The sequence below is a fragment of the Cohnella silvisoli genome (genome assembly GCF_021190915.1).
GTDB lineage: Bacteria > Bacillota > Bacilli > Paenibacillales > Paenibacillaceae > Cohnella > Cohnella silvisoli.
This window is the reverse complement of record NZ_JAIOAP010000024.1, coordinates 61,130-77,554: the sequence shown is the minus strand read 5'-3', so window position 1 is coordinate 77,554 and position 16,425 is coordinate 61,130. Positions and strand designations below refer to the sequence as shown.

At 54.8% G+C, this 16,425-nt stretch carries 12 protein-coding genes; all 12 read right to left on the bottom strand.

Translation table 11 applies throughout. The annotated features are described in order from the left end of the window. Positions 1-172: 172 nt before the first annotated feature. The 12 genes from K7P76_RS30670 to K7P76_RS30615 all read right to left on the bottom strand — a co-directional run bounded on the left by K7P76_RS30670 (position 173) and on the right by K7P76_RS30615 (position 16,388). On the bottom strand, positions 173-2,542 hold the full coding sequence (locus tag K7P76_RS30670; protein ID WP_232189910.1) for a helix-turn-helix domain-containing protein: 2,370 nt from the start codon (positions 2,540-2,542) through the stop codon (positions 173-175). 58 nt (positions 2,543-2,600) lie between these two features. After that, the gene (locus K7P76_RS30665) at positions 2,601-3,470 is read right to left on the bottom strand and encodes a phytanoyl-CoA dioxygenase family protein (protein ID WP_232189909.1); all 870 of its coding nucleotides are present in this window, start codon (positions 3,468-3,470) and stop codon (positions 2,601-2,603) included. 97 nt (positions 3,471-3,567) lie between these two features. Continuing rightward, complete coding sequence (locus tag K7P76_RS30660) at positions 3,568-5,610, bottom strand: beta-galactosidase (protein WP_232189908.1); 2,043 nt, start codon at positions 5,608-5,610, stop codon at positions 3,568-3,570. A 36-nt stretch (positions 5,611-5,646) separates the two neighbouring features. Then, positions 5,647-6,471: a carbohydrate ABC transporter permease gene (locus K7P76_RS30655; protein WP_232189907.1), complete on the bottom strand. Its 825-nt coding sequence runs from the start codon at positions 6,469-6,471 to the stop codon at positions 5,647-5,649. A gap of 15 nt (positions 6,472-6,486) precedes the next feature. Beyond that, positions 6,487-7,368, bottom strand: a complete 882-nt coding sequence (locus K7P76_RS30650) for a carbohydrate ABC transporter permease (RefSeq protein WP_232189906.1) — start codon at positions 7,366-7,368, stop codon at positions 6,487-6,489. A 129-nt stretch (positions 7,369-7,497) separates the two neighbouring features. After that, positions 7,498-8,772, bottom strand: coding sequence for an ABC transporter substrate-binding protein (locus K7P76_RS30645; protein ID WP_232189905.1), 1,275 nt, complete (start codon positions 8,770-8,772; stop codon positions 7,498-7,500). Positions 8,773-8,809: 37 nt separating this feature from the next. Continuing rightward, entirely contained in the window at positions 8,810-9,886 is a 1,077-nt protein-coding gene (locus K7P76_RS30640; RefSeq protein WP_232189904.1) for a Gfo/Idh/MocA family protein, read from the bottom strand. A gap of 18 nt (positions 9,887-9,904) precedes the next feature. After that, positions 9,905-10,921, bottom strand: a complete 1,017-nt coding sequence (locus K7P76_RS30635; protein WP_232189903.1) for a Gfo/Idh/MocA family protein — start codon at positions 10,919-10,921, stop codon at positions 9,905-9,907. Between the two features lie 15 nt (positions 10,922-10,936). Continuing rightward, positions 10,937-11,944: a Gfo/Idh/MocA family protein gene (locus tag K7P76_RS30630; protein WP_232189902.1), complete on the bottom strand. Its 1,008-nt coding sequence runs from the start codon at positions 11,942-11,944 to the stop codon at positions 10,937-10,939. Between the two features lie 16 nt (positions 11,945-11,960). After that, a complete protein-coding gene (locus K7P76_RS30625) occupies positions 11,961-13,028 on the bottom strand; it encodes a Gfo/Idh/MocA family protein (RefSeq protein ID WP_232189901.1) in 1,068 nt (355 codons plus the stop codon). A 270-nt stretch (positions 13,029-13,298) separates the two neighbouring features. Next, positions 13,299-14,321, bottom strand: coding sequence for a LacI family DNA-binding transcriptional regulator (locus tag K7P76_RS30620; protein ID WP_232189900.1), 1,023 nt, complete (start codon positions 14,319-14,321; stop codon positions 13,299-13,301). 135 nt (positions 14,322-14,456) lie between these two features. After that, on the bottom strand, positions 14,457-16,388 hold the full coding sequence (locus tag K7P76_RS30615; RefSeq protein WP_232189899.1) for a DUF5010 domain-containing protein: 1,932 nt from the start codon (positions 16,386-16,388) through the stop codon (positions 14,457-14,459). Positions 16,389-16,425: the final 37 nt, after the last annotated feature.

The window sequence follows — 16,425 nt, the reverse complement described above, 5'->3', positions numbered from 1 at the left end:
CGTCGGTATTGCTTGATCGCTCCTTCATTCTGGCTCATCGCAAGCCGTCAAAACTACTTCGAAATCCGATTATCACTCAGAAATACAGCTATAAAGGAGATATTACAGTCCGTACCGCGAGTCTGAGTCCTGAAAAACGGCAAAAAAAAGAACGCGGCATCTACCCGAGTTCTTATTCTTCCGATATTCCCTGCCGTGCCGAGGCTTCCGATTGGCCATGAAGCTTACGGTAAGCATTCGGAGTCATGCCGAATGCTTTCTTGAATACGAAGTAAAAATAATTGCTGGAGCTGAATCCGGCGAGCCCGGCAATATCGTTAATGAGCAGCTCGGATTGTTCGATGAGCTCGACGGCTTTCTGGAGCCGCATGCGGTTAATGTATTCATGAACGGAATAAGCCAGGTTGTCGTTAAAAAGCTTGTTCAGATAGCTGACCGAATAGCGCAGCCTGTCGGCCACGTCCGTCACCGAGAAGTCTACTCGGGAATAATTTTCTTCGATATACTTAACTCCCTTGTCGATCGTTCCCATACTCTTCGCGTTCCTGCCCTTTTCTTCTTTGTCCGCCGTTGCCTGAACGAGAAGTTGCGAGATCCATTCCCCCATCTCCTGCTTCGTCTCTAACTTGAACAGCTCATTGAAGATATCGTCGTAGCCCATCGTTGAAAGCGGAGTAGACTTGCACGGCATCGCATGGATCGACTTCATGATATTGAGAATGACTTGGGCCAATATCGCGAACAGGTCTTGGCTAGGGTTCCGGTCCATCGTAACGAGAAGGGCCTCTACCGCTTCCTTCATTTTATGTTGTCTGCCTAGTTTTAGTTCGTCGAAGATCGCCTTTTCCCGATCATATGGATATTCGTTCTTCGTATGGCGAAACAGCTTCTCATGCATGAACAACGAACCCGGCCCGCGGAAAATCCGGTAATGCGTCGCCGACAGCGCCCCTTCGTATGAAAACGAAGCTTCGGCTAGCGATTCTATAGGGTCGCCTAATCCTAGTGTAACGCTCAGCTTCAAGTAATCCTGGATATTGCGTTGCACCTCTTGCGCGATAAGCTTTAAAGCTTCTTCATTCAGTGCCGAGCTATCGAGGATAACCGCGATATGATCCGAACCGATATCGACGGAGATCGACCTGCAGTGCTCCGCTAGAGTTTCCTCCGCAATATTGCGCATGGCATAACGAATGAGATAACAACCCTCATTGTCGTAGCGATCCACGAACATCCTGTATTGATCGATACGGATAATAAGGACGCAAAGGCGCTCGGCATCGATCAATTCAATATTATGGTCCTTCACCCAGCTATGGAAACCGATCCTGCTCTCTTCGTAACCGAGCAACAGGCTTCGGAGGAACTGGTCTCTCAGCAACAATCTAGTCCTTGCCGATACTTGCTCGAGCGACTCATTGTCTTGGATAACCTTAGCGAATACTCTCTTAATCGTTTCGATATCTCCGTCGCTGAAGGGATCGGCCGTCCCTTTGCCCTGCTTCTTGGCGAATTGGGTCAGCGAGCGGATAGGGAAGTATATTTTCCTGGATATCAACACGGAGACGATCAAGCTTACGATGATTAGAAAAATGCTGCTAAGCATCGTAATATCGCGAATCTGAATCAAACTGCGAAACAACGTCGTGTACGGGTACACGCTGACGTAGATAAAGCCCGTGCTCTCGAGGTTCGTTTTCTGGAATGCGATGACGTACTTCTCGTTGTCGATCGACTTGATGAAGGTGCCGCTTGGCTTATGAGCATTCTCGATGTCGGAATAATATCGGAACTTCGACATCATATCCTTTAAGCCGTCCGGTTTTGGATCGGTTACGAATTGTCCGTCTTCTTGCAAAATGAACATCCGATTGATCGGATCGCTGGCCATCTCCGTCATCAGATTCTGGAGCTGACCATCGTCGATGTTGATGATCATGGCGCCTTGCATACGATTCGTACTTGATGAGGGCTCCGTCACGATCAACGATAACGTCGGAGTCCCTCTTGGTTTGGTCGGTATCGAGTGGCGCAGCAAGTAAGGAATCTTAGGAGAGCGGTATTTGAAATTTCGCAAGACGCCGGTCATCTCCATGTCCGGAAAGTCTTCGATCTTCTTATTGGGGTAGGCCGTCGAAACCACGACGTCTAGCTGCATGTTGTAGAGATAGATGGAATGAACGATGGGATTGGTCTGGAGAAAACGGTTCAGGCGGGTGACCAGCTTATGCTGATCATACACGTCGAGCACATCGTCCGAGAATAAAGCGGAGTAGATGCTGTCGTCGTAATAGAGGTCGAACCCGCCTTTAATCGTGGAGGTATAGACGTAATTGGACACATTCTGGGTCTGGGAGAGCAGCTTGTGGGAGAGCCGATCGATCTCCTGCTTCATCATCTGGTCGGATTTGAAATAATAGAACCCGAATACGATAAAGATGTTAAGAATATTGAGAATGATGAAGGACAACAGAAGCTTTACGTAAGTGTTCTTCCGGTAAGAAAAGGAAGCCGAACGCAACCAAGCTAGAGGTACCTTCATCCGCGTTCTGCCTCCCCAGGATCGATGCAATCCATTGTAAAGCTATTATAATCCGGAATTACCAGCTTTCAATGCCTAGTAATCTGCGCCCGAGCTGCGATAGAACGGCCGGTCCCTTGCCGCTGCCCCGTTCCCACCCTCTCGGATCACCGGGGAGGAAGGTAGACTCGTATCGTTGGAACGCCCGGATCCTCGCTTCCGCATTTTCCTTATTATCGGGTTGAGAAGGATGCATCAGAATATACTGCGCGAACCGGATGTCATTGGACAGGTTCTCTCCGTTGCCATGCGGCAGCAAGGCGTCCCAGATGAGCAAGTCCCCCGCTTCGCCGGTAATCGGGATAATCTCGTAACCTTCGAGATTCGGAACCCGGGGATCGCGGTCCGCGGGCTGAGATTCGATATATTGCTGCAGATTTCGAAATAGGCCCGGAGCGCACTGGAACCCTCCCTGATTGGAGGCGGTATCCGCCAAATATAGCACCCCTTGCAGACCTCCGGAAGGAATGCGCAGGGGGAACTTCAGATTCGACGTATCCCGGTCCCAGTGGATGAAGCTCTCGCTCAGATGCTCGTGGTCGTCTCGCTTGGGCGGCTTCATATTGACGCGGTCGAGCGAAACCCAGAGTTTCTTTTCTCCTAGCAGTTCGGCGAACGCTTCATATACTTTCGGATATGTCCGATTGTCCCACAGCGTTTGGTCGTGGAAGAACGGCAGCATCCCCCTTTCCTGATCCTCGAAAAACGCATCCGCGCCAACCGCCGGCGTATACCAGCCCTCGCGATCATCCGGGCTTTTGCCCATGAATTCGAAGATACGCTCCACCGTCCGCTCGCACATGTCCCGGGGAACGGCGTTCTTCACCATAACGTAGCCGTTGTTCTTGAAGAACTCCAAGTAAGAGCCTGGCTCGTTCGCCTCTGACATTCGATATTCCTCCCTCAGGTAAGGAAACGCTTCATCACAACCGTCTCCTCCTCCATTCGAATTGGATAACTCGTCTTGCGAATGACGCCGTTAACCATCACCTCCTTAAGTCATAAACAATTCCGTCCTTGGGCGGCACGATTAAAGTCTCCCAGTCGCCATCTTCGGATTGAAAACGAATCGTTCCCGGTTGCTCGCCGTGATTGACTGCCGCTAAGTAACGACCATGCTCAGCCGCGAACAGCCGATAGACCAGACGATCGCTTATCCGTTCGACGCGAAAGCCCGGATAGGCGAGGTCGGAGAAGTTCGCCGCGATGAAGGTTATCGCGCCCGGGTCCTCGAATCTCGACGCGGCGACGGACGGCAACGTACCTACCCATACGACCTCGCCTTCGCCATGCTTCGTCCGGCAGACTGCGGGAGATCCATCGGCATAATGTCCCGTCACTTCGATCCGTTCGGCGGTCCCCATCATCTCTTGTCGATAACGGGCTCCCGTCGCGACGCGGATCGTCTCATGGGCATCCGTCCACTCCCAATCGACCCGATCCTCGATAGAAACTTCCAGCGCTTCCAATCCGAACAGTTCATGGACGAGAGAGCGCCCGCGAATGGTGCCTTGCTCGTCGTACATGCCCGCGCATGCCTCCAACACTAACGTTCCTCCGCTTTCCGCGAACCGGGCAAGTTCCTCCATCTCCTCCATGCTTAACGAGAAAGGAGCCGGTACATACAAGGTGTTAAGACCCTCGTCAGCCGCCGTTGCCAGATGATCGCCATGGATGAATCGTACGGGAATGCCTGCTGCGTATGCCGATTTGTATACGCCGTAGAGACCTTGCGCATACAACTTCTCGCCCCGTCCCGCAGCGAAAGCGAATAAGTCCGCGTTCCGCGAAACGTATATTCCGTTAGCCGGAGCTAGCCGCGCCGCCCCATGGAAACCCTTCTCGGCCAAAAGCTTCTTCGCGACTTCCCCGGCGGCCAGCGTTCTCTCCGACGGTCCGCCGTCCAGCGCGGTCAACCCGAAACCCGGCGACTCGAGGCCGGACGGCTCGGGACGCCACTGCCAATAGAGGACGCCCTTGGCGCCGCCCGCGATCGCGTTCCAATTCCATAGCCTGATCTCTTCGGGCAAGGCGACCGGATTGCCCTCGATTCCCCACAGGCCGCCTCCGGACTGAAGCTCGGTCTGCCAGAACGGCTTGCCCTCCGAGGCTGCCGCGACAAGCTCCACGTTCATCAGATGCTGAACGTAATCGTTGCCCATAAGCCATTTCGGGAAACTCGTTAACCCGAAGTGTTCGACGCGGTCCGCCAAGAGGAATTCGTCCGACAGCGTCTGGCCGAGGCCGCCTTCGCCGCATTGGCCCAAGTACCCGCTAAAGGGAACGTGCGTCATCGCGATTTTACCCGGCGCAGCCTCCTTCACGGCTCTTACCCGCGAAGAGAGCCAATCGGCATGATTCTCTAGCCAGAATCGGCGCCAGTCGATCATGTCCGGATAAGTCCCGAAACGAATCGGGGCCGTCATGTCTTCCCAATCCGCATAAGCTCGGTGCCAGGAGACGTTCGCCATCTCGATCGTGCCATACTTGCGCTTCATCCACTCCGCGAACTTCCCGCGGGAATAATCGCAATAACAGAACAATTCATCGGGATAGTCGAAAGCCGGATCGATATGCGGCTCGTTCCAGACGTCGAAGCCGATCACGGCTTCCTCGCCCGCGTATCTTCCCGCTACCGTCGCCAGGAATCCGTTAGCTAGAACTTCGACATCCGGCTTGTCTCGGCATAGTCCCGGCCAACCGCCCGAAGGAATATTCGCCGCCCCGCTGAAACCAAGCCGCTGACCATCGTGGCTGCAGTAACGAGCATCCGGGTGAAGGCGTTCCAGCCAATAAGGCGCTCCTTCCGGAATGAGATTCAACACGACCTTCAAGCCGATCGAACGGCATTTGTAAACGAGTTGATCGAGATCCCCGAAATAATACTCTTTCGGCTTGCGCTCGATCCATGACCACACCGCCCAAAGCTTAACGATGTTAAAGCCGGTATCGGCGATAAGCCTAAGATCCTTATCCCAATCGGAAGAACCGGGAAACGGAGGACGATAATACTGTGTGCCGAAAAACATGGGATAACCTCCTAGTTGTCAGTGCAGAAAACCGGATTAGCCTTTAACCGCGCCCCCGGTCGTCCCTTCCGCCAAATACTTCTGGATGAAAAATCCGACCACGATGATCGGGACCATCGTAATCGTGGCAGCCGCGCTGCTCTTGCCCCAATCGATGGAGACGGATCCCACGAACCTTGAGATGCCGACCGGCAGCGTATACGTGTCCATGTTCGTTAACTGCATTGCAAAGACGAGCTCATTCCACGAATATTGCATCGAGAGAATAACCGCCGCGGTAACTCCGGGCAGGATGATCGGCAGGATGATCTTGCGAAAAGCTTGCATCTTCGTGCAGCCGTCGATGAGCGCGGACTGCTCGAGATCCTTGGGAACGTCCTTCAGGAAGCTGATCGCCAGCCAAACGATAAAAGGAAGATTAACCGCCGTATGGGCGAGAATCGGACCGACATACGTCCCTAACAAACCAACGGAATGCAGCAACACGAACATCGGCAGCAGCATCGTAACGGCCGGAACGAGCTTGCCCAGCATGAAGAAGTTCGTAATTGCTCTCGACCTTCTCATCCCGAAGGAGGTAAGCCCGTAAGCGCACAACGTTCCCAAAGCGACGGCGAGGAAGGAAGACGTAACGGCGACCAAGCCGCTGTTCATGAAATACCTGCCGAAATCCCCGTTCGAGAACGCCTTCGCGTAATTGTCGAAGGTCGGGTGGAACATCCACTTGACCGGCACGGTGAAGATGTCCTTCTGTCTTTTGAACGAAGTCATGACGACCATCCAGATGGGGATGACCGTCCATAAGCCGAACAAAGCGAGAACGATGGCTTTGAGTAAATTCCGGGAGCTCTTGCCCAGCATAGTTGTGTTCCCTCCTTAGTCCCGGGTCATGAACGCCGACCGCTTCACAAGCGGCGCGAACAGCAGGATCAGGATGAGCATCGTAATGAGCGAGATCGCCATCGCGTAGCCCATCTCGTATTGCTCGAAACCTTTTTTGAACGCGAAAATGCTAAGCGACATCGTCGAATTCGCGGGACCTCCGTTCGTCAGCGCAAAGATGATGTCGAACACCCGGAATGCGTCCGTTCCCCGGATTAGCGTTACGAGCACAATCACCTTGCCGATCATCGGAAGCGTGATCTTGAACAACGTTCGCAAGAAACCGGCGCCATCGATGCGGCTCGCCTCGTATACTTCGTGCGGGATCGTCGATAAGCCTGAGGTCACGACCAGCAAGATGAAGGGCGTCGTCTGCCACACGTCGGCGACGATAATGCTGAACAGCGCGGAAGCCGGCTTAGCCAGTCCGCCGAATTCATCCGCCAAGCCGAGTTGCCCCAGCCATTGGTAGACGAGCCCGAAGGTAGGGTCATACAGATAACGCCAGATAAGGCCAATGATGATCGGCGATATCAAGAGCGGCATGGAGTAGATGGCGCGGAGCAGCTTGGACAAGCGCTTGGGCATTTCGGTCAGAAGGACCGCGATGCCGATGCCCAGCCCCAGCTCCAAAGCAAGCGCGACGAAAGTGAACAAGAGAGTCGTCAGCAACGAATGGAGAGCGACGTCGTCTTGGAAAAAAGCGATATAGTAATGCAGCCCGACGAATTCGCCGGATGCTTCATGGCCGATTTGAAAGTCGAAGAGGCTCATGACGATCGCGTAGCCTAGCGGCACGATCATGGCGAGCACGACGACCGCTACGGCCGGCAGAACGAGGAATCCAGCCAGATAAGATCGGTTCGATCGGGTCATCGGAAGATCACCTCCCCTTTCTCGATGTCGGTATGGAAACAACGGCGCAAGCGGCGAGGAGATGACTCTTCCGCCGCTTATGCCGGTCATGGGGCTAGCGATTCGGGTTATGCGATCGGTATTCGGGAGCTACTTAAATACCGAAGCGAGTGCTTGTTGCGACTTCTCCAGGGCGGCTTTCGGCTCCGTATTGCCGACGGCTAACGCGGATAACGCAGTCTGCAAAGCCTCCATAAGTTTCGGTGCGTCCGCGGTCAGCGGCTGCGTATCGGCTTGCTTCAGCGATTCGCCGACTGCCGGGAAGAACGGGAATTGCTTAACGAGATCCGCATCGGTGAAGAGGGATTGACGAGCGGCGATCTGGCCGTCCTTCAAGCTCATTTGTTTCTCGGTTGACTTGCTGGTGAGCCATGCTGCCAACCGGTAAGCTTCCTCTGGATGCTTGCTGTCCGCCGTAACGCACCAGTTCCATACCGACAACGTCCCGAAAGCTTGCTTGCCGTAAGGAATCGGCGCATAACCGATTTTGCCGGCCACGGAGGAATTCGCCTTGTCTTCCAATTGTCCGGCAAGACCGGATATCGTGAAGCCGATCGGCGCCTGTCCGGCTTGGACCGCTTTGTTCACCTCGTCGAAATGCCAGTTCGTGCTGCCGTTCATCGATACCGCCGACAAGTCCTTCCAGAATGCCGCCGCTTCCACGTTCGCGGGATTAGTCAGGTCCAGCTTGCCATCGGCGTTGAAGTAATTGCCGTTATTCGATCGGACCAACGAGGAGAAAATATCGACCGCGGCTTGCCCCTGCTTGGCGGGAAGCGCGATTCCGGTCCCTTTGTCGTGGAAATGCTTGGCGACCGCCAGCGTCTCCGACCAAGTCTTCGGAGCCGTTAACCCTTCGGCGGCCAGCATGTCGTTGTTGTACACCATGATCGGGAGCTGAATGAAGGTCGGCAGTCCGTACAATTTGCCGTCGCTCTTCAAAATGTTGATCAAGTTAGGATTGTAGTCGTTAAAATCGAAGTCAGCCGGATTCAAGGCTTCGTTGCTCACATATTCGTCGATCGGATGCAGATATCCCGCTTTGATATATTCCGGAATCCAGATTTCCTGGGCCCAGACGAGATCGTACTCCCCGGTTTTCGTCGACATGTTCAACGTTTGCTTCTGCTGAAGCTGCCCGTAGTCCACGTCGTCCATTTTGACCGTAATTCCCGTCTCCTTCTCGAATTGCTTCAGAAGCTCCTTCTGATCGTCTGCATGAGGACCTGCCCAACGGGAAATGGTTAACGTCGTTTTCTCCCCGCCCGAGGACGACTTGCCGTTATCGTTATTGGAACTGCATGCCGATATTACGCCTACTATTAGGGCTAAAACCAAGGCCAACCGAAGATTGCGGATTCTCATCTTGTTTATCCTCCCTTATTTGGCTTGCTCTTCATGCTTATCCAACCTCGATCCATCTTCTCTCTCTTGCGGAGACGTATCCGGCTTCCGTCACTTGCGCGACGTGCAGACCGTCCCGGAAACTCGCGCGGAACGGTCGATCATGCCTGAGGCAAGCGATGATGTCGGTCACTTCCCGCTTGTAGTGCTGGGCATGCGTCGGCCAGCTCTGGTAATCGTGGGGTTCCGCCGCTTTCGGCTTGATATGGGGCTCGAACCAGCTTCCGTTCGCCTGACCCCCCAGGAATTCGGAATACACTTGCAACTTAGGATGTTTGCTCGTCAGTTCCAGCGAAATCGTACCTTCGGTGCCGTACAACTCGAGCGTGTTGCGCATTCCGACGTCGATATGCATGCTCCACAGCGTATTGAGCGTTCCTAATGCGCCGCTTGCGAATTGCAATGCCGTTACCGCGTTGTCCTCCACTTGTAGCTTCGGCTTGTCGTTGTTCGCGGTCATGCTGGACACCGCCGCGATATCGCCGGCGTACCAACGCAGCAGGTCGATGGCATGCGCTCCTTCGTCGATGAAAGCCCCGCCTCCGCCGCGAACCGGGTCGACCATCCAGTCGACCATATAGTCCGGGCAGCCGATCTCGGCGATTCCAGCTAGCCCGATGACCGCCCTAAGCCCGATCATCCGGCCGATTAATCCGCTCTCGATCACCTCCTTCGCGCGCTCGGCCTCGGGAATGAAACGGCTGACGAAGCCGAGCGTATTCCGGAGACCCGCCCGCTCGACCGACTCGGTCATCAGCAGCGCATCCGCGGCGCTCGTCGCCATCGGCTTCTCGCAGAATAAATTTTTGCCCGCGGCTACCGTCTCGAGCACCATTTCCTTGTGCGCGTCGTTAGCGGAATGGATGAAGACGAAATCAATGTCTTTGCGCGCGAGCAGCTTTCTGTAATCCTCGTAATATTCTCCGCCGTAACGGGAGGCGGCTTGATGCGCCAAAGCCGGTTTATCGTCGGACACAGCCACGATCTGAACGTCCGCCATCTCGCTAAGCGCCTTCGAACGAAAATCCGCGTGTACGTGTTCGTAGCCGATCATGCCTATTTTTAACTTCGTCATGGGTTGTTCCTCCTTCGTCTAAATCGTAAGTTGAACGGGTAACCCGGACTCCACCGAACGGTAAGCCGCATCGACCCATTGCATGATCTCGTAACCGTGCGTTCCGGTGGACCGACAGCTTATCGCGTCGTCCAAGAGGCAATCCCGGAAGTGGGTCATCATGTTCAGATGGCCGTCCTTCACGAAATGATCGTCGACCGAATGCAACTGCGATACCGTCGCTCCGCCTTCCGCGGAGCTTCCGATTACCGAGCGTATCGGATGGCTGTAGAGCAGGTCGACTAGCGCATGCCCTTTCGTGCCGAACACCTCGAACCGAGAATCGTAACCGCCCGCCAACGACCAGCTATCCTCCGTCTGTCCGATCGAGCCGTCTTCGTAACGGATGACGATGACCGACGTATCCTCCGCTTTCTGCAGGTGGACGAACGTTCCGGCTTCCGCGTGGATCTTGACCGCTCGCTTGCCGCCAGCCATCCATTGCAGGAAAGACAATCCGTGCACGGCCATGTCGATGATGGAGCCGCCTCCCGCCCGCTCGGGATCCGAGAACCAAGAAGCATGAAGCGATCCGATGCCTTCGCAAGCTTTGAAGCGGAACAACGATCCGTAGAGGCCCGAGTCGATCAGTCCCTTGAGCTTATCCAGCGCGGGGATAAACGGGACGTTCTCCGCGTAATACAGCTTGCAGCCGCGTTTGTCCGCTTCGTTGACCATTCGGTACGCATCCTCTACCGTCGTCGCAAGCGGTTTGATGCAGATGACGTCTTTGCCCTCGGCGAAAGCCGAGATCGCGATGTCCGCGTGAAGGTGGTTCGGCGTGCAAATATCGACGACCCTAACGTCAGGATTCCGAATCAATTCCAAGTAACTCTGGTGAACCGATGGAATGCGATATTGTTCGGCCACCGCGTAGGCGTTCGCTATATTACCGGACGCAACCGCTTTCAGATCAAACCCGTCTATCGATGCGAATGCGGGCAGATGCGTCATTTTCGACCAGAAACCCGTTCCTACTACTCCTACTCCAATCATGCGTGCATCCCCTCCCTATACTTTCAGCGGCTGTGACGAGCGCATGGACCGATCAGCGAGCATCGCCAGCTTCTGCGCCTCGACCGCATCGGTTCCCGTCGCCGATGGCTCGACGCGCCCGAGAATGCTGTGGGTGAAATGCCGCGCTTCCTGCTGGTAACCGAACTTCCAGAGGACTCCGAGATTGTTCCAGCCTTCCGCAGGCGAAGGGTTCTCATTGTTTTTCTTAATAAACGCACGCCCGCCTTGCGCCTCCATCAGATCGATAAAGAAGGAGCCTTTAGTGCCGTAAATCTCTAGCGTCTTGTCTCCATAGCCGCTGGACCAGCTACCGTAGATGCTTCCCATCGCGCCGTTCTTGAACTTCAGCGAGCACATGATATTGTCCGGCGTTCCGTGCTTGCGGGCGCCTTCGAAGACGTAGGCTCCACCGTCGGCGTAGATCGTCTCGACTTCCCCCGCGTACCAGCGGTACAGGTCGAAGGTGTGGATGATCGTATCGATGAGAATGCCTCCACCTTGCGCAGGGTCATAGAACCAATCCGCCGTCGGCTCCCAACCGAACACGGCCGAGCGGATCGCGATGACGTCGCCGATCTCTCCGCTATCGAGACGTTCCTTCACCTCGACGAACGGAGGGGTAAACCGGATCATGAAGCCGACCTGCAGAATGACGCCGTTATGGGTAGCCGCTTCGTTCATGCGCTCGCATTGCTCGAGGGTAAGCGCCATCGGCTTCTGGCAGAAAATATGCTTGCCCGCGTTCGCCGCGTCGATCACGATCTGCTCGTGCAGGAACGTCGGCGTGCAGACGAGCACGGCATCGATCTCTTCGGAGGCCAGCATCGCTTCGTAACTGTCGAACACGTGCGGGATATCGAATTTGCGAGCAAGGAATTCCGAGGAAGCTCTCACGACATCGAAGACGCCGTGAAGTTTCGTCTCGGGAACCTGCGAGTGGGCTTGCGCCATGACGTGGGAAATTCTCCCCGCTCCGATGATGCCGATTCGTATTTGATTCATCGTGACTTTCCTCCTGTTAGTTAGAGTTGATTGGAATGAGGACGCCTTCGTCGGATGAACGGTAAGCGCCTTCGATTACTCTTAGCGCCTTAAGCCCGTCGCGGCCCCCGACCGACACCGGTTTGTTGCCTTGGACGACCTCGACGAAATCCAGCAGGCATTCCTTGTAACAGATTTCGTACCGATCGTCTCCTTGCCAATCGAAGTACTCGCGGCCATTGATTCCGTTGCCGGACACTTCTAACTGGGGGCTTTTCTGATAATGGATTTGAATTTCCCCCTCGGTGCCGACGATGAGGCATTCTTCTTGGCTGATCATCGGCGCGTACCAACCCGGGGCATGCCAGGTGCTCTCGATCGTAACGATTTCCCCTTGATCCATCGTCACGACGCATACGCCGTAGTCGTCGACTTCAAGCTCGCGATGCTTCAGCTTGGCGACTTGGCCGAACACGCTTACCGGCTCGCTGCCGAGCAAGTATCGCATAATGTCCGCGTAATGGATGCCATGATCGTTAAAGCCTCCGTAACCTCCGCGCTTCGGCTCGACGTACCAGCCGGGCTCCTTCGTATCCGGTGAATCGGTGATGAAGTACAGCGGGCAACGGATCGAGATTTTCATCGTAAGCGGTTTGCCGATAACGCCCTGCTCGATCAATCTGCGGGCTTTGACGTAGGATGGCAGATAACGGATCAAGTACGCCATCATGAAAATCACGTTCGCTTCTTCCGCGGCCCGGACCATGCGTTCGGCTTGAGCGACCGTAATAGAGATCGGCTTATCGAGGAGAATATGCTTGCCGTGTTTAGCGCACAGCAGTACGTCTTCCTCGTGCGAACCCGTATCGCTCATGACGAGTACGGCGTCGACGGTCGGGTCGGCGAATAGCGCTTCCTTCGAAGAATAGGTTTGCGTAAGTCCGTACTTGGCGGCGAACTGTTCCGCTTGGAGCGTTCGTTCATCGTATACGCCCGCCCACTCGATAACGGGAACCGTACCTTGCGAAATGTAATGAGCCATCGGGTAAATGTGGTAATGGTTGTGCAAGCCTAGGACGGCTACGCGGATAGTCGCTGCGCTCAATCGGTTTCCTCCTTTTCATTGGCAAACATTAACAAGGATCGAAATAACGTTAATTCAGAAATTAATAAATTAGCGCTTACAATAGCTAATCTACTTTATGCGAACGTTCGCATAAATAATATATTTTATGATGGATGGTTCTGTCAATCCACTTTTGCAAAGAAAATAAAAAAGACTTAAAAGGCGAAATCGCTCCTTTACGTCTTCGATTCGACATGTCAAAAAGCCCGGAACCCGCTAAGTCGTTATGAACGCTTCAATCCAGCAAAATCATCCTTCGTAACGGGCCGTCGATTGACGAATGACGAGATTCGGGCTGAAGGTCGTCTTCAGCCGAACGTCGTCCTCCGACTTTTCGGTCCCGATGCGCTCGACCAAAAATCGAATTGCCGACTCCGCAAGCTGTTTTAACGGTATTTTCACCGTCGTTAGCGGCGGATGCAGCGACATGCACATGTCGAGATCGTCGTACCCGATGACCGAGACGTCCTGCGGCACGCGCAGCCCTAGTTCTGCGACAGCCCTGCATACTCCGAACGCGAGCATGTCGTTCTGGGCGAATATCGCAGACGGTTTGTCCCCTCCGCTGGAGAGCCATTCTTTCGCCGCCCTGTAACCGTAGAGGGGATCGTCCTCTTGCAGCGCGACCCATTCCGGCACGATATCCCAGCCGTAGTCGGCCACCGCGTCCAGGTAGGCTGCCAGCCTCTGGCGTTTAAAGGAGCTATCCTCCCGGGAGCCGATATATCCGACTTTGCGATGTCCCAGTTCTTTCAGATGCTTCATCGCCTTGCGCGCTCCGTCGTAATCGTCGGTCGTGACGCAATTCACGTTCATCGGATCGAAATGGTTGAAATACGCAACCGGAATAGACATTTCGGCCAGCTCGCCGTAGAAATCCTCGTTCTCCTTCGCTTCCGTCGCGAATATCAGCAATCCGTCGATACCGCGGGACAGGAAGCTTTCCACGCCCGCGCGCTCCCGCTCCGCGTTCTTCTGGCTGCTGTAGATGAATACGGAATAGCCGTGCTTCTCCGCCGCGTTCTGCACGCACTCCGCGAGCTCGCTGAAGAACGACCAACTCAGGTTATCGACCAGAAACCCGATCGTTTCCGTCCGGTTGCTCACGAGACTCTTCGCCATCAGATTCGGTCGATATCCCATTTTCCTCGCCAACTTCTTTACCCGCTCCCGGACTTCCTTCGTAATCCGCACGTCGTCCTTGAGCGAACGGGACACCGTCGTCGCGGATATTCCAAGCTCAGCCGCTATGTCTTTGATCGTAACCGACATCGTCCTACCTCTTCTCCAAACATTGAATTAACGTTTGCATAAAATATTAGAGCATTCTTCCGAGTTTGACAACAGTCAAACAACCGCGACTCTGCGGGAAGGCGAGAGCCGCGGTTGTTTCCTATCCGATCTTGGTCAATTCGTCCAATAGTTCAGATTGATTCCGCCGTCTAGAATCTCCAAGCGCACCGTATGATAGGACCCGCTGGCGAACGTGAACGTCCCCGCGTTCACGGTCTGATAAGTCTGCCATGCGCCGGTGTTCGGCACGGTGATCGTCGCGCCAGCGTTACCGTCGATGACGAAGCGCACTCTATTGCCCGCCGTAGTCGACGCCACCCGTACTTTCAACGTGACCGTCCCCTGTAGCGGCACTTCCTTCCACTCCAGCCATTCGCCGGCCGCCGTATGCCCGACATCCCAACCTCCGCCGGAATCCGGCGTCGTCTCGACATCCATGTTGCCGTCTCGGTAGATGCCTCCGGTCGCGCTGCCGGTCGTCGTGTCGTAATATGCATCCGCGCTCTCGGCTTCAATCCGAAGGGCGGCAGGGAAAGGATTACCGGAAAACTTCCGCAGAATATTGATCATTTGGTTCGGATAATCGTATTTGGTCGTCGCGTAAGACCCTTCCCTTCCTCGCCACATCGCCGCGTTCTCTTCCCAGTCGGAATGGCCCTCGACAAGCGTGACCAAGCTGTTAGGCACGGTCGCGTTCAGATTGTCGATAAACGTTAGTCCATGGTTAGGATCGATATTCATATTGGTCGAGCCGACCCAGAAGCGGAAGGAAGGAACCGCGACGCCGAAGTTCTTGCCGTTAAACGCGGTGACCGATCGGCCTCCCGGCACGGGGAACCACGAATGCACCCCGTCTACGACGGGCGCTACGGTCGGATCTTCGCTGATCCAGGACTGATCGACGATCAAATACGGATTCACTCCGAATTCCGCTTGTGCCCGCGTTCGGATGTAATCGACCATTTTCTTCAGATTCCCGTTGCCTTGATTCGTGAAGGCGAAGTCTCCCATCGCCCATTCGTAAATAACCGGACGACCGTCGATCTTAAACCTCATGCTGTCCGGAACAGCTTGGAAAAACGCGCGCAGATTGTTGTCCCAGATGTACTTGTACCCGCCTTCGCCCGTGCCGTTCGCGTCGCCCACGTCAAATGGAGGCGAATAGCCGCCCGTCCCGTGCTTAAACGCGTTTTTCTTGTCGGTCATCGATGCCGGCGTATCGTCCAGCGCGCTGATCTTCAGTTGACCGGCCACTCCTCTCCGATTGATCGCGGCCACGAGTCCGCTGAGCTTCCTCGTATCTCCGCCGCTATTTGCGGGAAGCGCCGGATCCAGATAACCCCGAATCGTCGGCGCCACGAAATCGACCCCCGAGGTAACCAACTCCTCGACGTAATTATCCCAGAATTTCGCTTCGTCTCCCGTGCTCTTGAACAAGGGCAGATTGAATATCTGATTGCCCTGGTTCGTGTAAGGCCCTCCATTCAGCGTCAGGTCGGAAAATCCGAAAGTAACGCCCAGGTAATGCGGCCCCTGAGGCTGCGGGGAGGAAACGACGACCTTCTGGAACGTCTCCCATGGTCCGGCATTCGTCCGGTCGGCAATCATAGGCAAAGTAGGAGAAATGTCTGCATCGACATAGAGATTGTTCGCGTTGGATTTGATATAAATATTGCTGCCTCCGGCGTCAATGATCTGGAACTTCTCGTTCGCCCCGATCGCGGCGGCACTCGCAATCAGCAAATTGTTCGTCTGCTTGGAGACGTACTTACCGTTAGCGTTCGCCTGTAATGCGTACAATCCTCCGCCGGCATCGCGCACGACGAATTGCTCCCAGACGCCCGCCGTCGCGCGGTTCGCGATGAGCGGATCGTTGCCCGAATTGTCCGCGCACACGTAATTGTTGTTCGAGAGCGCCTTTAACGCAATCGTCTCCCCGATGACCGGCAAAGCGGCATTCGCCACCTTGGCCGAGTTCAACATTATCGCGGGCAGTGCCAACAAGAACGCGAGCGCAAGAAATATCGTTCTTCTGTTCAACGACATCACACATTCCTCCTATGAAAATTGATCATTTGGTTCG